Origin of the sequence: Neisseria meningitidis (genome assembly GCF_022869645.1) — a bacterium.
GTDB lineage: Bacteria > Pseudomonadota > Gammaproteobacteria > Burkholderiales > Neisseriaceae > Neisseria > Neisseria meningitidis.
The window spans coordinates 647,690-670,212 of the sequence record NZ_CP064367.1; the positions used below are offsets into that span (position 1 = coordinate 647,690).

General features: G+C 52.0%; 27 protein-coding genes, 1 tRNA gene and 2 pseudogenes. 18 read left to right on the plus strand and 12 right to left on the minus strand.

Annotated features, from left to right (window positions below):
• Positions 1-33: 33 nt before the first annotated feature.
• The 8 genes and pseudogenes from IUJ45_RS03430 to IUJ45_RS03460 all read right to left on the minus strand — a co-directional run bounded on the left by IUJ45_RS03430 (position 34) and on the right by IUJ45_RS03460 (position 4,149).
• The gene (locus IUJ45_RS03430) at positions 34-423 is read right to left on the minus strand and encodes a hypothetical protein (RefSeq protein WP_002234721.1); all 390 of its coding nucleotides are present in this window, start codon (positions 421-423) and stop codon (positions 34-36) included.
• Positions 424-570: 147 nt separating this feature from the next.
• Positions 571-957 (minus strand): hypothetical protein, encoded by a 387-nt coding sequence (locus IUJ45_RS03435; RefSeq protein WP_002246055.1) that lies wholly within the window; start codon positions 955-957, stop codon positions 571-573.
• A gap of 2 nt (positions 958-959) precedes the next feature.
• Positions 960-1,049, minus strand: a pseudogene (locus IUJ45_RS11165) (HNH endonuclease); the annotation flags it as partial.
• Positions 1,050-1,135: 86 nt separating this feature from the next.
• The gene (locus tag IUJ45_RS03440; protein ID WP_002222814.1) at positions 1,136-1,525 is read right to left on the minus strand and encodes a hypothetical protein; all 390 of its coding nucleotides are present in this window, start codon (positions 1,523-1,525) and stop codon (positions 1,136-1,138) included.
• Between the two features lie 2 nt (positions 1,526-1,527).
• On the minus strand, positions 1,528-1,773 hold the full coding sequence (locus IUJ45_RS03445) for an HNH endonuclease (protein WP_002217735.1): 246 nt from the start codon (positions 1,771-1,773) through the stop codon (positions 1,528-1,530).
• A gap of 77 nt (positions 1,774-1,850) precedes the next feature.
• Positions 1,851-2,093 (minus strand): Imm31 family immunity protein, encoded by a 243-nt coding sequence (gene imm31 / locus IUJ45_RS03450; RefSeq protein ID WP_002232149.1) that lies wholly within the window; start codon positions 2,091-2,093, stop codon positions 1,851-1,853.
• Positions 2,090-3,760, minus strand: a complete 1,671-nt coding sequence (locus IUJ45_RS03455) for a MafB family polymorphic toxin (protein WP_002246054.1) — start codon at positions 3,758-3,760, stop codon at positions 2,090-2,092. The genes imm31 and IUJ45_RS03455 overlap by 4 nt, the downstream gene beginning before the upstream one ends.
• 312 nt (positions 3,761-4,072) lie before the next feature.
• Positions 4,073-4,149: transfer RNA gene (locus IUJ45_RS03460), tRNA-Pro, on the minus strand.
• Positions 4,150-4,358: 209 nt separating this feature from the next.
• On the opposite strand from IUJ45_RS03460, the gene nudB reads away from it, so the two are divergent.
• The 18 genes and pseudogenes from nudB (at position 4,359) to IUJ45_RS03550 (ending at position 19,589) form a co-directional block, all read left to right on the plus strand.
• The gene (gene nudB / locus IUJ45_RS03465) at positions 4,359-4,817 is read left to right on the plus strand and encodes a dihydroneopterin triphosphate diphosphatase (RefSeq protein WP_002246053.1); all 459 of its coding nucleotides are present in this window, start codon (positions 4,359-4,361) and stop codon (positions 4,815-4,817) included.
• Between the two features lie 101 nt (positions 4,818-4,918).
• Positions 4,919-5,452 carry an inorganic diphosphatase gene (locus IUJ45_RS03470; RefSeq protein ID WP_002232159.1) on the plus strand — a complete coding sequence of 178 codons (534 nt, stop codon included), beginning with the start codon at positions 4,919-4,921 and terminating at the stop codon, positions 5,450-5,452.
• 107 nt (positions 5,453-5,559) lie between these two features.
• Positions 5,560-5,793 carry an NGO_0222 family membrane protein gene (locus IUJ45_RS03475; protein WP_002244767.1) on the plus strand — a complete coding sequence of 78 codons (234 nt, stop codon included), beginning with the start codon at positions 5,560-5,562 and terminating at the stop codon, positions 5,791-5,793.
• Positions 5,786-6,385 (plus strand): RdgB/HAM1 family non-canonical purine NTP pyrophosphatase, encoded by a 600-nt coding sequence (gene rdgB, locus IUJ45_RS03480; RefSeq protein WP_002246051.1) that lies wholly within the window; start codon positions 5,786-5,788, stop codon positions 6,383-6,385. Before IUJ45_RS03475 ends, rdgB begins: the two co-directional genes overlap by 8 nt.
• 27 nt (positions 6,386-6,412) lie before the next feature.
• Positions 6,413-7,282, plus strand: a complete 870-nt coding sequence (gene galU / locus IUJ45_RS03485) for a UTP--glucose-1-phosphate uridylyltransferase GalU (protein ID WP_002246050.1) — start codon at positions 6,413-6,415, stop codon at positions 7,280-7,282.
• An 18-nt stretch (positions 7,283-7,300) separates the two neighbouring features.
• The gene (gene argH, locus IUJ45_RS03490) at positions 7,301-8,677 is read left to right on the plus strand and encodes an argininosuccinate lyase (RefSeq protein ID WP_002246049.1); all 1,377 of its coding nucleotides are present in this window, start codon (positions 7,301-7,303) and stop codon (positions 8,675-8,677) included.
• Between the two features lie 56 nt (positions 8,678-8,733).
• Positions 8,734-9,203: pseudogene (locus IUJ45_RS03495) on the plus strand (DMP19 family protein).
• Positions 9,204-9,453: 250 nt separating this feature from the next.
• Positions 9,454-10,449, plus strand: coding sequence for a heme ABC transporter substrate-binding protein FbpA (fbpA, locus tag IUJ45_RS03500; protein ID WP_082308625.1), 996 nt, complete (start codon positions 9,454-9,456; stop codon positions 10,447-10,449).
• Between the two features lie 67 nt (positions 10,450-10,516).
• On the plus strand, positions 10,517-12,034 hold the full coding sequence (gene fbpB / locus IUJ45_RS03505) for a heme ABC transporter permease FbpB (RefSeq protein ID WP_002214251.1): 1,518 nt from the start codon (positions 10,517-10,519) through the stop codon (positions 12,032-12,034).
• A gap of 20 nt (positions 12,035-12,054) precedes the next feature.
• Positions 12,055-13,113 (plus strand): heme ABC transporter ATP-binding protein FbpC, encoded by a 1,059-nt coding sequence (fbpC, locus tag IUJ45_RS03510; protein ID WP_002219640.1) that lies wholly within the window; start codon positions 12,055-12,057, stop codon positions 13,111-13,113.
• Positions 13,114-13,297: 184 nt separating this feature from the next.
• Complete coding sequence (gene pta, locus IUJ45_RS03515) at positions 13,298-14,800, plus strand: phosphate acetyltransferase (RefSeq protein WP_082308626.1); 1,503 nt, start codon at positions 13,298-13,300, stop codon at positions 14,798-14,800.
• 130 nt (positions 14,801-14,930) lie between these two features.
• Positions 14,931-15,569 carry an imidazole glycerol phosphate synthase subunit HisH gene (hisH, locus tag IUJ45_RS03520; RefSeq protein ID WP_002237782.1) on the plus strand — a complete coding sequence of 213 codons (639 nt, stop codon included), beginning with the start codon at positions 14,931-14,933 and terminating at the stop codon, positions 15,567-15,569.
• Between the two features lie 32 nt (positions 15,570-15,601).
• Positions 15,602-16,339 (plus strand): 1-(5-phosphoribosyl)-5-[(5-phosphoribosylamino)methylideneamino]imidazole-4-carboxamide isomerase, encoded by a 738-nt coding sequence (gene hisA / locus IUJ45_RS03525; RefSeq protein ID WP_002222826.1) that lies wholly within the window; start codon positions 15,602-15,604, stop codon positions 16,337-16,339.
• Between the two features lie 12 nt (positions 16,340-16,351).
• Positions 16,352-17,119, plus strand: a complete 768-nt coding sequence (gene hisF / locus IUJ45_RS03530; protein WP_002232169.1) for an imidazole glycerol phosphate synthase subunit HisF — start codon at positions 16,352-16,354, stop codon at positions 17,117-17,119.
• A 30-nt stretch (positions 17,120-17,149) separates the two neighbouring features.
• Positions 17,150-17,545: a phosphoribosyl-AMP cyclohydrolase gene (hisI, locus tag IUJ45_RS03535; protein WP_082308627.1), complete on the plus strand. Its 396-nt coding sequence runs from the start codon at positions 17,150-17,152 to the stop codon at positions 17,543-17,545.
• A gap of 106 nt (positions 17,546-17,651) precedes the next feature.
• On the plus strand, positions 17,652-19,247 hold the full coding sequence (locus IUJ45_RS03540; protein ID WP_002246042.1) for a peptide chain release factor 3: 1,596 nt from the start codon (positions 17,652-17,654) through the stop codon (positions 19,245-19,247).
• 18 nt (positions 19,248-19,265) lie between these two features.
• The gene (locus IUJ45_RS03545; protein WP_002246041.1) at positions 19,266-19,454 is read left to right on the plus strand and encodes a hypothetical protein; all 189 of its coding nucleotides are present in this window, start codon (positions 19,266-19,268) and stop codon (positions 19,452-19,454) included.
• A gap of 18 nt (positions 19,455-19,472) precedes the next feature.
• Complete coding sequence (locus IUJ45_RS03550; protein ID WP_019742781.1) at positions 19,473-19,589, plus strand: hypothetical protein; 117 nt, start codon at positions 19,473-19,475, stop codon at positions 19,587-19,589.
• A 33-nt stretch (positions 19,590-19,622) separates the two neighbouring features.
• On the opposite strand, the gene IUJ45_RS03555 is transcribed toward IUJ45_RS03550, so the two are convergent.
• The 4 genes from IUJ45_RS03555 to IUJ45_RS03570 form a co-directional block, all read right to left on the minus strand.
• The gene (locus IUJ45_RS03555) at positions 19,623-20,153 is read right to left on the minus strand and encodes a gamma carbonic anhydrase family protein (protein WP_002221323.1); all 531 of its coding nucleotides are present in this window, start codon (positions 20,151-20,153) and stop codon (positions 19,623-19,625) included.
• A gap of 40 nt (positions 20,154-20,193) precedes the next feature.
• Positions 20,194-20,982 (minus strand): glycosyltransferase, encoded by a 789-nt coding sequence (locus tag IUJ45_RS03560; RefSeq protein WP_079278839.1) that lies wholly within the window; start codon positions 20,980-20,982, stop codon positions 20,194-20,196.
• A complete protein-coding gene (locus IUJ45_RS03565) occupies positions 20,925-21,191 on the minus strand; it encodes a glycosyltransferase family 2 protein (RefSeq protein WP_232012967.1) in 267 nt (88 codons plus the stop codon). Before IUJ45_RS03565 ends, IUJ45_RS03560 begins: the two co-directional genes overlap by 58 nt.
• A gap of 132 nt (positions 21,192-21,323) precedes the next feature.
• Positions 21,324-22,463, minus strand: a complete 1,140-nt coding sequence (locus IUJ45_RS03570) for a polyamine ABC transporter substrate-binding protein (RefSeq protein WP_002246039.1) — start codon at positions 22,461-22,463, stop codon at positions 21,324-21,326.
• Positions 22,464-22,523 lie beyond the last annotated feature (60 nt).

Genomic DNA, 22,523 nt, shown 5'->3' on the forward strand with positions numbered 1-22,523 from the left:
CGTCTGAAAACTTTTCAGACGGCATCTTGTCCTTTAAAGAAGCGGAAGCTCTACAAAAGGAAAGAAATGCTGAAACCTCTGATAAATTTCAGGATGTTTCTCTAAGGCTTTTAATGCTTTTTCTTTTGAAATAGGCGGATCATAGACATCTATCCCCCTTAAGAAGGCAATGCCCGTTAATGCATTTTTTTGATCATTTGAAATGTAACCATAATTAACGACTCCAATTACATCATAAATTTCCCCTATACTCTTATCAAAATCAATCAAATCAAAAATATACAATGGAATTGTATCAATAGGAGTATCTCTGACAACTATATCCAACCATAATTTAAATTCAGAAAGATTAATAGCATCATAGAACATACAGACTATTGCAAATCCTAAATCTTCACAATTTTCTTTACTAATTTTCCACATAATTATTTACCTTTATCCATTGCTTCCCAACCGATACATCCGGTATTTTAGATTCTCCTTTGCCGTCAAACGCTCTTTTGGTTACCTGCTTTGTATCAAAAATGCCGTCTGAAAGCCGAATATTGTTTCAGACGGCATTTTGATTGTTTAAAGCGGGGGCAGTTCTACAAACGGAAAGAAATGCCGAAACTTCTGATAAATTTCAGGATGTTTCTCTAAGGCTTTTAATGCTTTTTCTTTTGAAACGGGAGGGTCATAGACATCTATCCCCCTTAAGAAGGCAATGCCTGTTAATGCATTATCCTGATTTTTTGATAAGTTATTTTCGGGAACAAATCCTATAATATCAATTAGATGGAATAGTGATTGAAGATCTGTTAGATCAAAAAAATAATTTGGAATTTCATCTAAGTCCATTTCCCTTATGATTTTTTCGACCCACATTTTAAATTCGGTAATATTGATTGCTTGGCAATATATACTACCTAGGGAAAAATTTAAGTCAGTGCTATTTTCTTTATAAATTTTCCACATAATTATCTTCTTTTGTTCATCGCTTTCCAACCAATACATCCTGTATCTTGATGATGATGCCAAGTGTAATCCGGTATTTCAGATGTTCCTTTGCTGTCAAACGCTCTTTTAGTTATCCGCTTTATATCAAAAATGCCGTCTGAAAGCCGAATATTGTTTCAGACGGCATTTTGACTGTTTAAAGCGGAGGCAGCTCTACAAACGGAAAGAAATGCTGAAATTTCTGATAAATTTCAGGATATTTCTCTAAGGCTTTTAATGCTTTTTCTTTTGAAACGGGAGGGTCATAGACATCTATCCCCCTTAAGAAGGCAATGCCGGTCAAGGCATTTTTTTTCGATTTCGGCAGGCTGGAACTCGGAGCAAAACCTACAATATTGCCAATATCGCCAATTCCTACATCGAAATCCGCCAAGTCAAAAATATAAAAAGGGATGTCCTCGATGGGCATATCGCGTATTACTTGTTCAATCCATAACTTGAATTCATTTAAATCAATAGATTGAGAGAATAAGCATTTAATTGCAAATCCTAAATCATCACTATCCTCTTTTATGATTTTCCACATAGTTACTTTCCTTTACTCATCGCTCTCCAACCGATATGGCCGGTATCATGATGCAAGTCTTCATTAATCAATTGCATCCTTCCAGTGTCTTGATGATGATGCCAAGTGTAATCCGGTATTTTAGATTCTCCTTTTTCGATTGCCTTTAGTTGCTTTGTTGTAAAAGCAGAACTACGTACTTCTCCTCGTTTAATGGCTTCCGCCAAATCCTTGGTTGCCAGCCTCATTTGCCCTGTAGAATCCTTCAATCTGAACTCCTTATGCTTACATAAACATAATTACCAGTTTCAGTATCTAAAAAACTTGCTTAAATTACTTAAATTAGCTAATAAAAATCATCGCGAGAGAATTTTTTTCCAGTCGGTATAATATATTTCTTATCTATATATATACAATATTTTATATCAAAAAGTAAAATAGTATAGCCATAGATTATACCATCTTCTTCGCTTATACCTAATACCACTCCTTTTTTTCCTTTAATAGTCTCACCATTTTCTAACAAATCATTAGGGCAAGAATCTTTTATAATAACTTCAGAGTAGAAATCTAATTTTAAATTAGTCATTTGTGTGTAATCTTTCCATCAATTGATATATTTAAATGCTTACCATCCCTACTAGCCCATCCAAGTTGCTCTCTTCCTGTTTTAGACAATTGAACATCCCATTCAAATTCTTGACCTTTAGTTCTTGATGGACCTTTAGTCCATTCATTACCAAATTTATCCAAATATCCATTATTAGGTCCTTTTGGTAGCGGTGCTGAAGGAGAGTAATTTTTAGGTGGGATATATCTGATTCTACCTTGCCTTGGTAATTTTGCGTATTGAATTCTGGCAGTTATAGACCAAGAATGAGCCGATCCGACAGAACCTTTAGGATTAAAGACGGGTTCATCTATAGGATTCACTTGTGGTACAGCGGTATTAATTCTCGTATCGTATTTTACGTCTTTTTCAAAATTCGGAAACCCTTTACCGTCAAACGGCACTTTGGTCTTCGGGTGGCGTTTGTTTGCCAGTTTCACATTCTTTCCGTTTGACGGCGGCACGGTTGAGGAGGTGATGTTTTCTTTGCCGTAACGCTGCTCCAAGTTTGAACGGATATTTCGGGAATGGTAAGGGGACGGGTATTTGGCGTATGCCGCATCGGCAAAATTGTCGCTGACGGCGGATTTCCCTTTCGGCAATGCGATCTCGCCCATCTGCGACCGCTTGACAGGATGTGCCGTGATGCCGCCCAAGCCGTATTTTCCCCGAACAGCTCCAATCCCTTTGACGGGGATGACTGCCGTAAAGATATTGCTGACGGCTTCTATGCCTTGTGCGGCATTGGGGTTTTGGACTGCCCAATCGCGGATGGCTGCTGCGGCATAGTCTTTGAGTTGCGCCATATCTGCCAAATCGTTGATGCGCGCCATCTTGTTTTCGGTGGAAAGCAGACCCAAGCCGTGCATAACAGCAATGTTTGAGCCTTCGCTTATACCCTGCACGGCATCGCCTGCGCCGACAATTTCTCCTGCCGCGCCGATGATGTTTTTGACGATATCTGCAGTGCCGTTGAAAGCTTCGGCGGCATTGCCCGATCTGTCCAGCTCGGGGCTGTATCGGGTGGCGCGTTTGAATCCGTCGCCTACTCCTTGCGTCAGCATACTACCGGTATTGTGGAAACGGTCGACAAGCCGTTGTCCGGTGCTGCGGTTGTCGGTCAGGTTGAGGCGGATATTTTGGGCAACGCCTTTTATGTCGTAGCTGTATATATCCCTCGCGCCTTTGGGAGCGGGATAGCCGCCGCCCTGTGGCCCGTCATAGCCGTCGGCGGGATGGTGTTCGTATCCGTCCCAATGGATGCGGTAAAGGCTGAATCCGTCAACGGGACTACCGGCTTCATCAGAATCGGAATGTGAGGCATGGTTGTCGAAGGGGGAATGGACTTCGTGCCCGTGATCGGAAAAGCGGACAATGTAGCCGATATTTCCTTTAATGGCCGCCTGCTGGATGAACAGGTTGCCCAACTGATGGCTTTGTATGTTTCCCAATCCGATATGACCGCTGCGCTCGGCAAGTTCCCCCCTGCTGCCGAATAGGTGGTATTTCCCGTCGGGTTCGAAATGCTGACGGTCGAGAACCTGCCGGATAAAAGAATCGTTTGCCAAATCTGAGGCGTGTGCATGCATCGGCAGGCACACTGCCAGTATGGACAGAATAAGGGATATTTTGCGGGAAATGCCCAATTTGATGTTCCTTAAGATGGTACGGAATGAAACTATAGTGGATTAAATTTAAACCAGTACGGCGTTGCCTCGCCTTAGCTCAAAGAGAACGATTCTCTAAGGTGCTGAAGCACCAAGTGAATCGGTTCCGTACTATTTGTACTGTCTGCGGCTTCGTCGCCTTGTCCTGATTTTTGTTAATCCACTATTAAGATAAAGAGATGCCATCTGAACGGTTTTCGGACGGTATTTGAATGTCTGTCGCCGCGTACTCTACATCATAATCATACGGACGGCAAAAAAGCCGCTTTTGAAAGCGGCTTTCGGAATTTTTGGTCGGAGTGAAAGGATTCGAACCTTCGACCCCTTGCACCCCATGCAAGTGCGCTACCAGACTGCGCCACACTCCGACTCGATAAGTTTCGGATTATAGTTTCCGCCCGACGCTTTGGCAAGCATTAAAATCACAACCGCCCTTATCTTTTTGACACAACGGAAAATTTACCGGCAAACACCGGCGCGTCCCATCCGTGCAGAAAAAAGGATACGGAAAAGGATAAACGCCATAACGTGCGCGTTTGCTATAATCCGCCCCTTCATTACCGCAGCCCGCCGAAAGATGCCGATGGCAAAACCGCTCAAATACCCCGTTTCCGCACTGGTCGTCCTTTATAGCGGGGACGGCGGCATCCTGCTCATCGAACGCACGCATCCGAAAGGATTTTGGCAGTCGGTAACCGGCAGCCTCGAACCGGGCGAAACCGTCGCCCAAACGGCAAGGCGCGAAGTTTGGGAAGAAACCGGCATCCTGCTGGCGGACGGGCAGCTTCAAGACTGGCACGACAGCACGGTTTACGAAATCTACCACCACTGGCGGCACCGCTATCCAAAAGGCGTGTTTGAAAACCGCGAACACCTCTTCTCTGCCGAAATCCCGCGTGATACGCCCATCACCCTGCAACCCGAAGAACACGTCTCCTACGGTTGGTTCGATATGGAAGAAGCGGCGGAAAAAGTGTTTTCCTCGTCCAACAGGTGCGCGATTCTGGAACTGGGCAGGTTTTTGGGCAAACGGTAACACGCGCCCGTACACCCTTTCAGACGGCATCGGGCGCATTTCCAGCCGGACGTTTGTGCTATACTTTCAAACTTCAAACTTTCCCAAATAAAGGAAACCAAATGGCAGACTTCAACCAAATCCTGACCACCGGCGACGTGGACGGCGGCATCATCAACGTCGTCAACGAAATCCCCGCCGGCAGCAACCACAAAATCGAGTGGAACCGCAAACTCGCCGCATTCCAACTCGACCGCGTCGAACCCGCCATCTTCGCCAAACCGACCAACTACGGCTTCATTCCCCAAACTTTGGACGAAGACGGCGACGAATTGGACGTGCTGCTCGTTACCGAACAACCTCTGGCAACCGGCGTATTCTTGGAAGCGCGCGTTATCGGCGTGATGAAATTCGTTGACGACGGCGAAGTAGACGACAAAATCGTCTGCGTTCCTGCCGACGACCGCAACAACGGCAACGCCTACAAAACTTTGTCCGATTTGCCGCAACAGCTCATCAAACAAATCGAGTTCCACTTCAACCATTACAAAGACCTGAAAAAAGCAGGTACGACCAAAGTCGAATCTTGGGGCGATGCGGAAGAAGCGAAAAAAGTCATCAAAGAATCCATCGAACGTTGGAACAAACAGGCATAACGCCCGCCATGCCGTCTGAACGCCCCTTCAGACGGCATTTTTCCAAGCTCTAGGGAATACCGTCCCAATCGGATATAATCCGAACATACCGTTTCCGACCGAACGCCATGAACCGCCGAAAAATCTATCTGTTGTCTGTTGCCCTCTTCACACTGGCATTTATGCTGCTCGTCCTCTTTGGTGCTTATCTGCTGACCGTCGGCAGCAAAGCCTTCGCCGTCGCCTCCTTCCTTTTTGCATTCGGCGCGCTGTTCGGGCAAATCGGCGCACTCGCCCTCTACCTGCGGCACAAATCCCTACGCGCCGCCCCATCTTCATCACAGGGAAACCGCTATGTCTGAAAAACCGGAAAAAATCGTTTTGGCAAGCGGTAATGTCGGCAAGCTCGAAGAGTTCGGCAACCTATTCAAACCTTACGGCATCACCGTATTGCCGCAATCCGAGTTCGGCATACCCGAATGTCCGGAACCCTATTCCACCTTTGTCGAAAACGCGCTGGCAAAAGCACGCCATGCTGCCGAATACAGCGGGCTGCCCGCACTCGCCGACGACAGCGGCATCTGTGCCGCCGCCCTAAACGGCGCACCGGGCATACATTCCGCACGTTACGCGGGCGACCATCCCAAATCCGATACCGCCAACAACCTGAAACTTGCCGCCGAACTTGTCGGCAAAGCCGACAAAAGCTGTTGCTACGTCTGCGTATTGGTTTTTGTCCGCCATAAAGACGACCCGCGTCCGATTATCGCCGAGGGCGTATGGCACGGACAATGGAACGGCGTTCCCGCCGGTGAAAACGGTTTCGGTTACGACCCGTATTTTTATCTGCCCGGACACGGCAAAACCGCCGCCGAATTGGATTCGGAGGTCAAAAACCGCGAAAGCCACCGCGCGCAGGCACTTGCCGAACTCTTACGCAAACTCGCCCTTTAAACATCAAAACAATACAAAGGAAAAAGAATGAAACCCATACGGAAAGCCGTCTTCCCCGTCGCAGGGATGGGAACACGCTTCCTGCCCGCCACCAAGGCCAGCCCGAAAGAAATGCTGCCCATCGTCGACAAGCCGCTGATCCAATACGCCGTAGAAGAAGCCGTGGAAGCCGGCTGCACGGAAATGGTGTTTGTTACCGGACGCAACAAACGCAGCATCGAAGACCATTTCGACAAGGCATACGAACTCGAAACCGAGTTGGAAATGCGTCATAAAGATAAACTTCTGGAACACGTCCGCAACATCCTGCCGCCTCATATTACCTGCCTCTACATCCGCCAAGCCGAAGCACTGGGGCTCGGACACGCCGTCTTGTGCGCCCGCGCCGCCATCGGCGATGAACCCTTCGCCGTGATTTTGGCTGACGACTTAATCGATGCCCAAAAAGGCGCGCTCAAACAAATGGTCGAAGTGTACGAACGCAGCGGCAACAGCATTTTGGGCGTAGAAACTGTCGAACCGTCGCAAACCGGCTCATACGGCATCGTCGAAACCGAACAGCTCAAACAGTTCCAACGCATTACCGGCATTGTCGAAAAACCCAAGCCCGAAGACGCGCCCTCCAACCTTGCCGTCGTCGGACGCTACATCCTTACCCCGCGCATTTTCGACTTACTGACCGGACTGCCGCGCGGCGCGGGCAACGAAATCCAGCTTACAGACGGCATCGCCAAGCTGCTCGATCACGAATTTGTCCTAGCGCACCCCTTTGAAGGCACGCGCTACGACTGCGGCAGCAAACTGGGCTATCTGGAAGCCACCGTCGCCTACGGCCTGAAACACCCCGAAACCGGCGAACCCTTCCGCCGCCTTTTGGAAAAATACCGTACCGAATAACCCCATCAAGGAATCCTTATGCACGACAAAACCTGGTCCGGACGTTTCAACGAACCCGTTTCCGAACTCGTCAAACAATACACCGCCTCCATCGGTTTCGACCGACGCCTTGCCGAATGGGACATCCAAGGCTCGCTTGCCCACGCGCAAATGCTGAAAGAAACCGGCGTGTTGGACGAAGGCGATTTGGCGGACATCCGTCGGGGCATGGCGGAAATCCTCGAAGAAATCCGCAGCGGCAAAATCGAATGGTCGTCCGATTTGGAAGATGTCCACATGAACATCGAACGCCGCCTGACCGACAAAATCGGCGATGCAGGCAAACGCCTGCACACCGGCCGCAGCCGCAACGACCAAGTCGCCACCGACATCCGCCTTTGGCTGCGCGACCAGATTACCGTTATCCAAAGCCTGATTCAAAGCCTTCAGACGGCATTGCTGGATTTGGCGGAACAAAACGCCGAAACCGTCATGCCCGGCTTTACCCACCTGCAAGTCGCCCAGCCCGTCAGCTTCGGACACCATATGCTCGCCTACGTCGAAATGCTCGGCCGCGATAACGAACGGATGGCGGACTGCCGCCGCCGCGTCAACCGTATGCCGCTCGGCGCAGCCGCCCTTGCCGGTACGACCTACCCGATTCGGCGCGAAATTACCGCCGAATTACTGGGTTTCGAGCAAATCTGCCAAAACTCGCTCGATGCCGTATCCGACCGCGATTTTGCCGTCGAGTTCACCGCCGCCGCCTCGCTGATTATGGTTCACCTGAGCCGCCTGTCCGAAGAATTGATTTTGTGGATGAGTCCGCGTTTCGGCTTTATCGACATCGCCGACCGTTTCTGCACAGGTTCGTCCATCATGCCGCAGAAGAAAAATCCCGACGTGCCCGAACTCGTGCGCGGCAAATCCGGCCGCGTCATCGGACACCTTATCGGTCTGATTACCCTGATGAAATCCCAACCCTTGGCGTACAACAAAGACAATCAGGAAGACAAAGAACCCTTGTTCGACACCGCCGACACGCTTATCGACACGTTGCGGATTTACGCCGATATGATGCGCGGCGTAACCGTCAAACCCGACAATATGCGCGCCGCCGTGATGCAGGGCTTCGCTACCGCCACCGATTTGGCAGATTACTTGGTAAAAAAAGGCATGCCTTTCCGCGATGCCCACGAAGTCGTCGCCCAAGCCGTGCGCCATGCTGATGAAGCCGGCGTCGATTTGAGCGAACTGCCGCTCGAAGTCTTACAAGGTTTCAGCGATTTGATTGCCGACGACGTTTACGGCGTGCTGACACCCGAAGGCAGCTTAAACGCGCGCAACCACTTGGGCGGTAGCGCGCCTGAACAAGTCCGTTTCCAAGTCAAACGCTGGCGGGAAATGTCAGCTTAACCCCCGATGCCGTCTGAAGAAATGTTCAGACGGCATTTTTAAAAGACAAGAACACCATGACCGATACGGATACCCAAGCCGACCGCTTCGAACAGATGATGTGGCAGGCGGTAGACAAACTTTTTGAACAGCATGACGGCAAACTCGAAAGCATGGACGGACGTGAACAGGAGCTGGTTTTGATTTGGCGGGCGGAAGCCGACATCGGCAACGGCGGCATACTGCAATTTGTCTGCAATTGGGGTTTTCCCGCCGCCGAAAAGACTTGTTCCGTTCTGAAAAAATCGGCGCGATACACAGCGCAATGCTGATCCATCGGGCGGCAGACGCATTGAGAAAAGAAATCCGCCACCTCCAATCGGAAGGTAAAAACCTGAAAGAAATGTGGGATATAACAAAACATCTCGACAACAAAACCGCCTCACTGCCGAACAGTCTGGATGAACAATATTGGCAAGACCCCGACAAACTGTATCTGCCGGGATGGCAATACTATTCCGGCAACCCTGTTCAGACGCTGTTTTAAAGAGAGGGGTTCTCAAGCATTCCGACAAATCAAAATGCCGCCTTTACCCACATTCCGCCACGCATTGCCCGCCGCTTCCGCCTTACGGGCGCGATGCACGGAAAAAATACAAGTCAGAACAAACAATAACCGGATCGGATAATAACAAATTTAAAAAATAATTATTTGCATTTATAAAGAAGAAGGAATACACTACACACCGTTATGTTTTAACAAGGTGTACACTCTCATTCATTAGGAGAAAATCGATATGAAAACATCTATCCGATACGCACTGCTTGCCGCAGCCCTGACCGCCGCAACCCCCGCGCTGGCAGACATTACCGTGTACAACGGCCAACACAAAGAAGCAGCACAAGCCGTTGCAGATGCCTTTACCCGGGCTACCGGCATCAAAGTCAAACTCAACAGCGCCAAAGGCGACCAGCTTGCCGGTCAAATCAAAGAAGAAGGCAGCCGAAGCCCCGCCGACGTATTCCATTCCGAACAAATCCCGGCACTCGCCACCCTTTCCGCCGCCAACCTCCTAGAGCCCCTGCCCGCCTCCACCATCAACGAAACACGCGGCAAGGGCGTGCCGGTTGCCGCCAAAAAAGACTGGGTGGCACTGAGCGGACGTTCGCGCGTCGTCGTTTACGACACCCGCAAACTGTCTGAAAAAGATTTGGAAAAATCCGTCCTGAATTACGCCACGCCGAAATGGAAAAACCGCATCGGTTACGCCCCCACTTCCGGCGCGTTCTTGGAACAGGTTGTCGCCATCGTCAAACTGAAAGGCGAAGCGGCCGCATTGAAATGGCTCAAAGGTCTGAAAGAATACGGCAAGCCTTACGCTAAAAACTCCGTCGCCCTTCAAGCGGTTGAAAACGGCGAAATCGATGCCGCCCTCATCAACAACTACTACTGGCACGCTTTTGCGCGTGAAAAAGGCGTACAAAATGTCCACACCCGCCTGAATTTCGTCCGCCACAGAGATCCCGGCGCACTCATTACCTATTCCGGCGCAGCCGTGTTAAAATCCTCCCAAAACAAGGATGAGGCGAAAAAATTCGTCGCCTTCCTCGCCAGCAAGGAAGGACAGCGCGCCCTGACCGCCGTCCGTGCCGAATATCCTTTGAATCCGCACGTGGTATCCACTTTCAATTTGGAACCCATCGCCAAGTTGGAAGCACCCCAAGTGTCCGCCACCACTGTTTCCGAAAAAGAACACGCCACCCGGCTGCTTGAGCAAGCCGGTATGAAATAAGCCGTTTTCGGATTGTCAAACGGGTGGACATTTATACTGTCCGCCCGTTTTGCCGATGAAAAACACTATGTCTCCTAAAAAAATACCCATTTGGCTTACCGGCCTCATCCTACTGATTGCCCTACCGCTTACCCTGCCTTTTTTATATGTCGCTATGCGTTCGTGGCAGGTCGGCATCAACCGCGCCGTCGAACTGTTGTTCCGCCCGCGTATGTGGGATTTGCTCTCCAACACCTTGACGATGATGGCGGGCGTTACCCTGATTTCCATTGTTTTGGGCATTGCCTGCGCCCTTTTGTTCCAACGTTACCGCTTCTTCGGCAAAACCTTTTTTCAGACGGCAATCACCCTGCCTTTGTGCATCCCCGCATTTGTCAGCTGTTTCACCTGGATCAGCCTGACCTTCCGTGTCGAAGGCTTTTGGGGGACAGTGATGATTATGAGCCTGTCCTCGTTCCCGCTCGCCTACCTGCCCGTCGAGGCGGCACTCAAACGCATCAGCCTGTCTTACGAAGAAGTCAGCCTGTCCTTGGGCAAAAGCCGCCTGCAAACCTTTTTTTCCGCCATCCTCCCCCAGCTCAAACCCGCCATCGGCAGCAGCGTGTTACTGATTGCCCTGCATATGTTGGTCGAATTTGGCGCGGTATCCATTTTGAACTACCCCACTTTTACCACCGCCATTTTCCAAGAATACGAAATGTCCTACAACAACAATACCGCCGCCCTGCTTTCCGCTGTTTTAATGGCGGTGTGCGGCATCGTCGTATTTGGAGAAAGCATATTTCGCGGCAAAGCCAAGATTTACCACAGCGGCAAAGGCGTTGCCCGTCCTTATCCCGTCAAAACCCTCAAACTGCCCGGTCAGATCGGCGCGATTGTTTTTTTAAGCAGCTTGTTGACTTTGGGCATTATTATCCCCTTTGGCGTATTGATACATTGGATGATGGTCGGCACTTCCGGCACATTCGCGCTCGTATCCGTATTTGATGCCTTTATCCGTTCCTTAAGCGTATCGGCTTTAGGTGCGATTTTGACTATATTATGTGCCTTGCCCCTTGTTTGGGCATCGGTTCGCTATCGCAATTTTTTAACCGTTTGGATAGACAGGCTGCCGTTTTTACTGCACGCCGTCCCCGGTTTGGTTATCGCCCTATCCTTGGTTTATTTCAGCATCAACTACACCCCTGCCGTTTACCAAACCTTTATCGTCGTCATCCTTGCCTATTTCATGCTTTACCTGCCGATGGCGCAAACCACCCTGAGGACTTCCTTGGAACAACTCCCAAAAGGGATGGAACAGGTCGGCGCAACATTGGGGCGCGGACACTTCTTTATTTTCAGGACGTTGGTACTGCCGTCCATCCTGCCCGGCATTACCGCCGCATTCGCACTCGTCTTCCTCAAACTGATGAAAGAGCTGACCGCCACCCTGCTGCTGACCACCGACGATGTCCACACACTCTCCACCGCCGTTTGGGAATACACATCGGACGCACAATACGCCGCCGCCACCCCTTACGCGCTGATGCTGGTATTATTTTCCGGCATCCCCGTATTCCTGCTGAAGAAATACGCCTTCAAATAACAGCTTGAGGAAGTACCGCCATGACCGCCGCCCTGCACATCGGACACCTGTCCAAAAGTTTTCAAAACACCCCGGTTTTAAACGACATTTCGCTCAGCCTCGACCCGGGCGAAATCCTCTTTATCGTCGGCGCGTCCGGCTGCGGCAAAACCACCCTTTTACGCTGCCTTGCCGGTTTTGAACAACCCGATTTTGGCGAAATTTCGCTTTCCGGCAGAACCATCTTCTCGAAAAATACCAACCTCCCCGTCCGCGAACGCCGTTTGGGTTATGTCGTACAGGAAGGTGTGCTGTTCCCCCACCTGACCGTTTACCGCAACACCGCCTACGGGCTGGGCAACGGCAAAGGCAAGACGGCGCAAGAGCGGCAGCGCATCGAAGCTATGTTGGAATTGACCGGCATTTCCGAACTTGCCGGACGCTATCCGCACGAACTTTCGGGCGGACAGCAACAGCGCGTCGCCCTCGCCCGCGCCCTCGCACCCGATCCCGAACTGATTTTGTTGGACGAACCCTTCAGCGCGCTGGACGAACAGTTGCGCCGCCAGATTCGCGAAGACATGATTGCCGCCCTGCGCGCCAACGGCAAATCTGCCGTTTTCGTCAGCCACGACCGCGAAGAAGCCCTGCAATACGCCGACCGGATTGCCGTGATGAAACAGGGGCGCATCCTCCAAACTGCAAGCCCTCACGAATTGTACCGACAACCTGCCGACCTTGATGCCGCCCTGTTTATCGGCGAAGGCATCGTGTTCCCCGCCGCGCTCAACGCCGACGGCACCGCCGATTGCGGATTGGGCCGCCTGCCCGTTCAAAGCGGCGCACCCGCAGGCACACGCGGCACACTGCTCATCCGTCCGGAACAGTTCAGCCTTCACCCCCATTCCGCACCCACCGCCTCCATTCACGCCGTGGTTCTCAAAACCACGCCCAAAGCGCGGCATACCGAAATCAGTCTCCGGGTCGGACAAACCGTCCTCACGCTCAACCTCCCTTCCGCCCCCACCCTGTCAGACGGCATTTCCGCCGTCCTCCATTTGGACGGTCCCGCCCTGTTCTTCCCCGGAAATACCCTCTGAAAGGCGGCAGCATCCACAAACCTGCGGATATTTATCTTGTTGGAAACAGAATTTGTTTGCTATATTCAACCTGCGCGCCTCAAGCCAAACACGGCACGCACGGCACGCAGGCAGCCGTTTCTGCCTATATGCCGCCCCTTCCAACCACATATGCCGCACACCGCAGCATACGAAAGGATATATCATGGCAAAAGTACTCATCGTACCCGTATCTGCCGGACTGGACGCCTCCGCCGTCGCACAAGCCTTTGCAAAAGCACTGGACGCACAAATTTTCCAAGCCGTTGACGCAACCGCCGAAACCCTGCTCGCGCAAGGCAAAAGCGACGACTGGTTCGACGCACTGGTCGGCAAAGTTGCCGCACTCGATGCCGCCAACCTCGTCATCGAAGGCATCGCGCCCGATGCCGACAAAATCTACCTCGCAGGCAAAAACGTCGAACTGGCATTGTCCCTTGACGCGGCAGCCGTCTTCGCCGTCCGTTCCGACAACGCCGATGCCGACGAACTGGCAAATCGGGTGAACCTTGCCAAACAGTTCTTCGCCGCCGCGCCGGGCGTATTGGAAGGTTTTGTCGTGGACGGCGCGGCAGCCTCCGTTGCCGAAGCGGCAGCCGAAAAAACCGGCCTGACCTTCTTCGGTTCGAGCGACGCGCTGAAAGACGTATCCGTATTGGCAGGCCGCGAAGCAAAACGCCTGTCGCCGGCGCAATTCCGCTACAACCTGATCGACTTCGCCCGCCAAGCCGACAAACGCATCGTCCTGCCTGAAGGCGCAGAACCCCGCACCGTCCAAGCCGCCGCCATCTGCCACGAAAAAGGCATTGCCCGCTGCGTCCTGCTTGCCAAACGCGAAGAAGTCGAAGCCGTTGCCAAAGAACGCGGTATCAGCCTGCCCGACTCTTTGGAAATCATCGATCCCGCCTCATTGGTCGAACAATACGTCGGACCGATGTGCGAACTGCGCAAATCCAAAGGCCTGACACCCGAAGACGCGCGCAAGCAACTGCAAGACACCGTGGTACTCGGTACGATGATGATGGCGCAAAATGATGTGGACGGTTTGGTATCCGGTGCGGTTCACACCACCGCCAACACCATCCGCCCCGCTTTGCAACTGATTAAAACCGCACCGGGCGCAAGCCTCGTGTCCAGCGTATTCTTTATGCTGCTGCCCAACCAAGTCCTCGTCTTCGGCGACTGCGCGGTTAATCCGAACCCGACCGCGCAACAGCTTGCCGACATCGCCATCCAGTCTGCCGATTCCGCAAAAGCCTTCGGCATCGACCCGAAAGTGGCGATGATTTCCTACTCCACCGTCAACTCCGGCAGCGGCCCCGATGTCGATACCGTCATCGAAGCAACCAAACTTGCCCGGGAAAAACGCCCCGACCTCGCCATCGACGGCCCGCTGCAATATGATGCGGCAACCGTGCCGGGCGTGGGCAAATCCAAAGCTCCGGGCAGCCCGGTGGCAGGACAGGCAACCGTTTTGGTCTTCCCCGACCTGAACACCGGCAACTGCACCTATAAAGCCGTCCAACGCAGTGCCAACGTCTTAAGCGTCGGCCCGCTGCTGCAAGGCCTGCGCAAACCGGTCAACGACCTGTCGCGCGGCGCGCTGGTGGAAGACATCGTGTTCACCATCGCCCTGACTGCCGTTCAGGCAAAACAAATGGAAGGCTGACAAACGGCTTTCCGGGTTTAAACCCTATGCCGTCTGAAGACAGACTCCCGTTTTCAGACGGCATTTTTATCAGCACGGCACATTTGTTTGTTAAAATCGCAGCCATATTGCAAAAAAAGAGGAGGAAGCCATGCAAATCGCCATTATCGATTACGGTATGGGCAACCTGCATTCCGTATTGAAATCCGTCCGGACGGCGGGGCAGCTTGCCGGAAAAAATACCGAAATCTTTTTAAGCGGCGACCCCGACCGCGTGTCCCGCGCCGACAAAGTCATTTTTCCCGGTCAGGGCGCGATGCCCGACTGTATGGCGGCATTAAAACGCGGCGGCCTGGACGAGGCAGTCAAAGATGCCTTAAAAAACAAACCCTTTTTCGGAATCTGCGTCGGCGCGCAACTTTTATTCGACCACAGTGAAGAAGGAAACACCGACGGCTTGGGCTGGTTCGGCGGCAAAGTCAGACGCTTTGAGCGCGACCTCCGCGACCCGCAGGGATGCCGTCTGAAAGTCCCGCATATGGGCTGGAACACCGTGCGCCAAACCCAAAACCACCCGCTGTTTAAAGATATTCCCCAAGACACGCGTTTTTACTTCGTCCACAGCTACTATTTCGCCCCCGAAAATCCCGAAACCATATTGGGCGAAAGCGACTACCCGTCCCCGTTTGCCTGCATCGTCGGCAAAGACAACGTATTCGCCACGCAATTTCACACCGAAAAAAGCCACGATGCCGGGCTGACGATGTTGAAAAACTTTTTAAACTGGTAAGCCGGACACGGCCCCGCACAAGGAGAAAAATTATGCTGCTGATACCCGCCATCGATTTGAAAGAAGGACGCTGCGTCCGCCTGAGACAAGGGCTGATGGAAGAGGCGACCGTCTTTTCCGATTCGCCCGCCGAAACCGCACTGCACTGGTTCAAACAAGGCGCGCGCCGCCTGCATCTGGTAGATTTGAACGGCGCGTTTGCCGGCGTTCCGCAAAACCTGCCCGCCATCAAAGACATCCTTGCCGCCGTCGCCAAAGACATCCCCGTACAGCTCGGCGGCGGCATACGCGATTTGAAAACCATCGGACAATATTTGGATTTGGGTCTGAACGACGTGATTATCGGCACGGCGGCGGTCAAAAACCCCGACTTCGTGCGCGAGGCGTGCAAAGCCTTCCCCGGCAGGATTATTGTCGGGCTGGATGCCAAAGACGGTATGGCCGCCATCGACGGCTGGGCAACCGTAACCGGGCATCATGTAATTGATTTGGCAAAACGCTTTGAAGACGACGGCGTCAACAGCATCATCTACACCGACATCGGGCGCGACGGTATGATGAGCGGCGTGAACATCGACGCGACGGTCAAACTCGCCCAAGCCGTCCGCATTCCCGTCATCGCCTCCGGCGGACTGACCGGCTTGGACGACATCCGCGCCCTGTGTGCCGCCGAAAAACATGGCGTAGCAGGCGCGATTACCGGCCGCGCGATTTACGAGGGCAGCATCGATTTTGCCCAAGCGCAGCAACTGGCAGATTCCCTCGACTAAAGGCATCCGATTATGGCACTGGCAAAACGCATCATCCCCTGTCTCGACGTAAAAGACGGGCGCGTCGTCAAAGGCGTGAACTTCATCGGTTTGCGCGACGCGGGCGACCCCGTCGAAGCCGCCAAACGCTACAACGGCGAAGGCGCGGACGAATTGACCTTCCTCGACATCACCGCCTCATCCGACAACCGCGACACCATCCTGCACATCATCGAAGAGGTTGCCGGACAAGTCTTCATCCCCCTGACCGTCGGCGGCGGCGTACGCACCGTTGCCGACATCCGCCGCCTGCTCAATGCCGGCGCGGACAAAGTCAGCATCAACACCGCCGCCGTTACCCGTCCCGACCTGATTGACGAAGCCGCCGGATTTTTCGGTTCGCAAGCCATCGTCGCCGCCGTCGATGCCAAAGCCGTCAACCCCGGAAACACACGCTGGGAAATCTTTACCCACGGCGGGCGCAATCCGACCGGTTTGGATGCGGTGGAATGGGCGATCGAAATGCAAAAACGCGGCGCGGGCGAAATCCTGCTTACCGGTATGGACAGGGACGGTACGAAACAGGGTTTCAACCTGCCGCTGACCCGCGCCGTTGCCGAAGCCGTCGACATCCCCGTCATCGCCTCCGGCGGGGTCGGCAATGTCCGGCACCTGATTGAAGGCATAACCGAAGGCAAAGCCGATGCCGTACTTGCCGCCGGCGTTTTCCATTTCGGGGAAATCGCCATCCGCGAAGCCAAACGCGCTATGCGCGAAGCCGGCATCGAAGTGCGCCTCTGACCGCCCCGACTATGCCGTCTGAAAGAAAATATGGATAAAAACCTGCTTGAAGCCGTCAAATTTGACGAAAAAGGTTTGGTTTGCGCCATCGCCCAAGATGCCGAAACCAAACGTGTTTTAATGGTGGCGTGGATGAACGCCGAAGCCCTGCAAAAAACCGTCGAAACCGGCTTTGCCCACTATTACAGCCGTTCGCGCCAAAAACAATGGATGAAGGGCGAAGAGTCGGGACACACGCAAAAAGTCCGCGAACTGCGCCTCGACTGCGACGGCGACGCCATTGTGATGCTCATCGCCCAAAACGGCGGCATCGCCTGCCACACCGGGCGAGAAAGCTGCTTTTACAAAGTCTGGCGCGGCGGCGCGTGGGAAACCGCCGATACCGTCCTGAAAGACGAAAAAGAGATTTACGGCAGCACGCACTGACCGCCTCCAACATTGAATTATCAGGCATTTTTTTGTACAATCTCGCCGTCTCAAACACTGTCCGGGCCGTCTGAAAAGCGGCCTGAACCTTTTTGCAAAGAAAACCATGTCCCAAGAAATCCTCGACCAAGTGCGCCGCCGCCGCACGTTTGCCATCATCTCCCACCCCGACGCGGGTAAAACCACGTTGACTGAAAAACTCTTGCTGTTTTCAGGTGCGATTCAAAGCGCGGGTACGGTAAAAGGCAAGAAAACCGGCAAATTCGCCACCTCCGACTGGATGGACATCGAGAAGCAGCGCGGCATTTCCGTGGCATCAAGCGTGATGCAGTTCGACTATAAAGACCACACCGTCAACCTTTTGGACACGCCGGGACACCAAGACTTCTCCGAAGACACCTACCGCGTTTTGACCGCCGTCGATAGTGCCTTGATGGTCATCGACGCGGCAAAAGGCGTGGAAGCGCAAACCATCAAACTCTTGAACGTCTGCCGCCTGCGCAATACGCCGATTGTTACGTTCATGAACAAATACGACCGCGAAGTGCGCGATTCCCTGGAATTGCTGGACGAAGTGGAAAACATCCTGCAAATCCGCTGCGCGCCCGTAACCTGGCCGATCGGCATGGGCAAAAACTTCAAAGGCGTGTACCACATCCTGAACGACGAAATCTATCTCTTTGAAGCGGGCGGCGAACGCTTGCCGCACGAGTTCGACATCATCAAAGGCATCGATAATCCCGAATTGGAACAACGCTTTCCGTTAGAAATACAGCAGTTGCGCGACGAAATCGAATTGGTGCAGGCGGCTTCCAACGAGTTCAATCTCGACGAATTCCTCGCCGGCGAACTCACGCCCGTATTCTTCGGCTCTGCGATTAACAACTTCGGTATTCAGGAAATCCTCAATTCATTGATTGAATGGGCGCCCGCGCCGAAACCACGCGATGCGACCGTGCGTATGGTCGAGCCGGACGAGCCGAAGTTTTCCGGATTTATCTTCAAAATCCAAGCCAATATGGACCCGAAACACCGCGACCGTATTGCCTTCTTGCGCGTCTGCTCCGGCAAATTCGAGCGCGGCATGAAAATGAAACACCTGCGTATCAACCGCGAAATCGCCGCCTCCAGCGTGGTAACCTTCATGTCCCACGACCGCGAGCTGGTTGAAGAAGCCTACGCCGGCGACATTATCGGTATCCCAAACCACGGCAACATCCAAATCGGCGACAGCTTCTCCGAAGGCGAACAACTGACGTTTACCGGCATCCCATTCTTCGCGCCCGAACTGTTCCGCAGCGTTCGCATCAAAAACCCGCTGAAAATCAAGCAACTGCAAAAAGGTTTGCAACAGCTTGGCGAAGAAGGTGCGGTGCAGGTGTTCAAACCAATGAGCGGCGCGGATTTGATTTTGGGCGCGGTCGGCGTGTTGCAGTTTGAAGTCGTTACCTCGCGCCTTGCCAACGAATACGGCGTGGAAGCCGTGTTCGACAACGCATCCATCTGGTCGGCGCGCTGGGTATCGTGCGACGACAAGAAAAAACTGGCGGAATTTGAAAAAGCCAACGCGGGCAACCTCGCCATCGACGCGGGCGGCAACCTCGCCTACCTCGCCCCTAACCGCGTGAATCTGGGACTCACGCAAGAACGCTGGCCGGACATCGTGTTCCACGAAACGCGCGAGCATTCGGTCAAACTTTAAAAAGCAATCGGCAATAAAATGCCGTCTAAACCCGAAAAAAGGGCTTCAGACGGCATTTTTGCCTGCAACTCAAACGCAGACGGTCAAAATCAAGGCGCATCGGATACCGTTATCGGGCATCCCGTCCTCATGAATTTAGGGCTGACGCAAGAACGTTGGCCGGACGTCGTGTTCCACGAAACGCGCGAACATTCGGTCAAACTCTAAAAAGCAATCGGCGATAAAATGCCGTCTAAACCCGAAAAAAGGGCTTCAGACGGCATTTTTGCCTGCAACTCAAACGCAGACGGTCAAAATCAAGGCGCATCGGATACCGTTATCGGATGCGTCCCGTCCGCGTGAATTTGGGGCTGACGTAGGAACGCCGATGTGATTTCACATCCCGTACTGTTTCGACAGCTTCACATAATGCGCGGCGGAATATTTCAAAAAGGCTTTTTCCTCATCGGTCAGCACGCGCACTTGTCTGACCGGCGAACCGACATAAAGGTAGCCGCCCGCCAAACGTTTGCGCGGCGGAACGAGGCTGCCCGCGCCGATCATCACTTCGTCCTCAATCACGGCATCGTCCAGAACCGTCGTCCCCATGCCGACCAGGACGCGGTTGCCGATACGGCAGCCGTGCAGCATCACTTTGTGCCCCACGGTAACGTCTTCGCCGATAACCAGCGGCGACCCTTCGGGTTTGGCGGCGGTTTTGTGGGAAACGTGCAGGACGCTGCCGTCCTGTATATTGCTGCGCGCGCCGACGGTGATGCTGTTCACATCGCCGCGCAACACGGCGCACGGCCACACAGAAACGTCTTCGGCAAGCGACACTTCGCCGATGACGACGCACGCTTCGTCTATCATACAGCTTTCGTGGATTTCGGGCGTGCGGTTTTGGAAAGTTCGGATTGCGTTCATTTTTCCTCCTTCGGTAAGATGTATAGTGTTAAAGGATTTATTAAATATTCCCCCTGATTGCTTTTAAAATCCTGCCTGTAATATCGACCCCGAATAATGTGATTATCGGGAATATCAGCTTATATATCAATTTATTGGACTTTAACAGCATAAACCTTAAATGATACGCCCTTCTTTTTATATCAGCATCACACGCTATATTTTTACTCGTCATGATAAAAAGCAAAACGAGATATTCGTAGGAAAGAAAAGAATAAAGATAACTTGATATATCCCTATTAAATTCCATTTCCGCATTTTTCTCCAAAATATATAATAATGACTTTATACTTTTTTCCGAAACAGTTCCTGTTTTAGAATCTTTTCTTCCCTGCCGATAATAGTAATAACAACCGTCCAAATAAGAAAAAGTTGTTGCCGCATTAAATAATCTCATTGACCATTCGATATCTTCGGCATAAACCTCTTTTTCAAAAAATAGTTTTTCTTTGATAATCAATTCCCTTTTTATAATCTTATTACACGCCGAACCCGGAAATTTTCTAAATCGGCATAATCCTTTCAAAACTTCGACTTTGGATTGATTGAGTATTTTTTCAGGCTGATAATCTTCGCCAAAATGTGAAACACTTCCCTTATCATATTTAACCGCATTTAAAAAAACCACATCCGGCATATCAATATCATCTTTACTAAGAAAATCCAGCAAGACCTGACAATTAATAAAATCATCCGAATCAATAAAGACTATATATTTTCCGTTTGAATTTTTTATTCCGGTATTCCTAGCTTCTGCCGTCCCTTGGTTATCCTGATAGATATATTTGATATTTGGTGTCCGGTGTTTGTTGTTTGTTGTTTGTTGTTTGTTGTTTTATCTATATATTTATAACATATATCTTCACTTCCGTCTTTTGACCCGTCATTCACAAGGATAAGTTCGACATTTTCATTACTTAATATAGGTTCTATGGAACTTAAACACGCTTCCAAATAACTTTCGACATTATAAATGGGAACTACGATACTTAAATCCATATCTTTCTCATTTTACTAAATCATTTTAATCTTAACCCAATCATAACCGGCAGGAGGGGAAACGCCCCCCTGTTTGATAACGGACGCGCCGTTTCCTGCCGCCCGAAAGGTTTCAGACGGCAGGGATTCCGGTTATTTGCCCGCTTTGAGCCCTTGCCACAGCTTCACGCCCAATTTGGCGGATTCTGCGGATTTGGGCGATACGATGAAACTTTTTTCCATCAGTTCTTTGTTCGGGAAAATCGATGCGTCGGAGGTGTATTTTTCATCCATCAGCTCGCGCGCGGGACGGCTGGCGGGCGCGTAGGTAACGAAGCTGCCGTTTTTCGCCGCCACCTCGGGCCGGAGCGTGTAGTCGATATAGCGGTGGGCGTTGGCGACGTTTTGCGCGTCGCGCGGAATCATAAAGGAATCCACCCACACGCCCACGCCGGTTTTCGGGGTCAATACTTTGATTTCCACGCCGTTTGCGGCTTCTTCGGCACGGGTTTTGGCAATGTTCAAATCGCCGCCGTAACCGATGGCGGCACACAGGTTGCCCGCCGCCATATCGTCGATATAGCCGGAAGAGCTGAAGCGTTTCACGTCGCCCCGGACGGCTTTCATCATATCGACGGCGGCTTTGATGTCTTCGGGATTTTCACTGTTGGGGTCTTTGCCCAAATAGTGCAACGCCAAAGGAATCTGTTCGATTGCGCTGTCGAAATAGCTGATGCCGCAGGATTTGAGTTTGGCGGTGTATTCAGGGTTGAACACCAAATCCCATTCGTTTTCGGGCAGCTTGTCCGTACCCAATGCCTTTTGCACCTGCCGCGTGTTGATTGCCAAGGTGTTGATGCCCCAGAAATAGGGGACGGCGTATTCGTTGCCCGGATCGACGGCTTCCATCATTTTCAGCAAATCTTTATCGATGTTGCCGTAATGGGGGATTTGCGCCTTGTCGATTTTCTGATACGCGCCCGCTTTGATTTGCCGGCCGACGTTGGCGATGGACGGCGCGGTCAGGTCGTAGCCGGATTTGCCGGTCAGGACTTTTGCCTCCAGTGTTTCGTTGCTGTCGTAATAATCGGAACGCGTCTTGATGCCGGTTTCTTTTTCAAAGGCGGCGACGGTTTCGGGATCGACATAATCCGACCAGTTGTAGATATTGAGTTTGCCCGATTGTTCGGCTTCGGGCTTGGCGGAGGGGGGGTGGGCGGCGGTATCGTTTCCGCCGCCGCACGCAGTCAAGGCGAGGCTCAGGATTGCCGCCGCCACCAGTGTTTTTTTCATGGTTTTCGACCTTTCGTTCAAAAATAAAAAACATTGCAGGGACGGCCTGGCCGCCTGCAT

Coding starts and splice junctions, on each gene's coding strand:
- IUJ45_RS03430 (WP_002234721.1), bottom strand. CDS start 423: ATGTGGAAAATTAGTAAAGAAAATTGTGAAGATTTAGGATTTGCAATA.
- IUJ45_RS03435 (WP_002246055.1), bottom strand. CDS start 957: ATGTGGAAAATTTATAAAGAAAATAGCACTGACTTAAATTTTTCCCTA.
- IUJ45_RS03440 (WP_002222814.1), bottom strand. CDS start 1,525: ATGTGGAAAATCATAAAAGAGGATAGTGATGATTTAGGATTTGCAATT.
- imm31 (WP_002232149.1), bottom strand. CDS start 2,093: ATGACTAATTTAAAATTAGATTTCTACTCTGAAGTTATTATAAAAGAT.
- nudB (WP_002246053.1), top strand. CDS start 4,359: ATGCCGATGGCAAAACCGCTCAAATACCCCGTTTCCGCACTGGTCGTC.
- IUJ45_RS03470 (WP_002232159.1), top strand. CDS start 4,919: ATGGCAGACTTCAACCAAATCCTGACCACCGGCGACGTGGACGGCGGC.
- IUJ45_RS03475 (WP_002244767.1), top strand. CDS start 5,560: ATGAACCGCCGAAAAATCTATCTGTTGTCTGTTGCCCTCTTCACACTG.
- rdgB (WP_002246051.1), top strand. CDS start 5,786: ATGTCTGAAAAACCGGAAAAAATCGTTTTGGCAAGCGGTAATGTCGGC.
- galU (WP_002246050.1), top strand. CDS start 6,413: ATGAAACCCATACGGAAAGCCGTCTTCCCCGTCGCAGGGATGGGAACA.
- argH (WP_002246049.1), top strand. CDS start 7,301: ATGCACGACAAAACCTGGTCCGGACGTTTCAACGAACCCGTTTCCGAA.
- fbpA (WP_082308625.1), top strand. CDS start 9,454: ATGAAAACATCTATCCGATACGCACTGCTTGCCGCAGCCCTGACCGCC.
- fbpB (WP_002214251.1), top strand. CDS start 10,517: ATGTCTCCTAAAAAAATACCCATTTGGCTTACCGGCCTCATCCTACTG.
- fbpC (WP_002219640.1), top strand. CDS start 12,055: ATGACCGCCGCCCTGCACATCGGACACCTGTCCAAAAGTTTTCAAAAC.
- pta (WP_082308626.1), top strand. CDS start 13,298: ATGGCAAAAGTACTCATCGTACCCGTATCTGCCGGACTGGACGCCTCC.
- hisH (WP_002237782.1), top strand. CDS start 14,931: ATGCAAATCGCCATTATCGATTACGGTATGGGCAACCTGCATTCCGTA.
- hisA (WP_002222826.1), top strand. CDS start 15,602: ATGCTGCTGATACCCGCCATCGATTTGAAAGAAGGACGCTGCGTCCGC.
- hisF (WP_002232169.1), top strand. CDS start 16,352: ATGGCACTGGCAAAACGCATCATCCCCTGTCTCGACGTAAAAGACGGG.
- hisI (WP_082308627.1), top strand. CDS start 17,150: ATGGATAAAAACCTGCTTGAAGCCGTCAAATTTGACGAAAAAGGTTTG.
- IUJ45_RS03540 (WP_002246042.1), top strand. CDS start 17,652: ATGTCCCAAGAAATCCTCGACCAAGTGCGCCGCCGCCGCACGTTTGCC.
- IUJ45_RS03545 (WP_002246041.1), top strand. CDS start 19,266: ATGCCGTCTAAACCCGAAAAAAGGGCTTCAGACGGCATTTTTGCCTGC.
- IUJ45_RS03550 (WP_019742781.1), top strand. CDS start 19,473: ATGCCGTCTAAACCCGAAAAAAGGGCTTCAGACGGCATTTTTGCCTGC.
- IUJ45_RS03555 (WP_002221323.1), bottom strand. CDS start 20,153: ATGAACGCAATCCGAACTTTCCAAAACCGCACGCCCGAAATCCACGAA.
- IUJ45_RS03565 (WP_232012967.1), bottom strand. CDS start 21,191: ATGGATTTAAGTATCGTAGTTCCCATTTATAATGTCGAAAGTTATTTG.
- IUJ45_RS03570 (WP_002246039.1), bottom strand. CDS start 22,463: ATGAAAAAAACACTGGTGGCGGCGGCAATCCTGAGCCTCGCCTTGACT.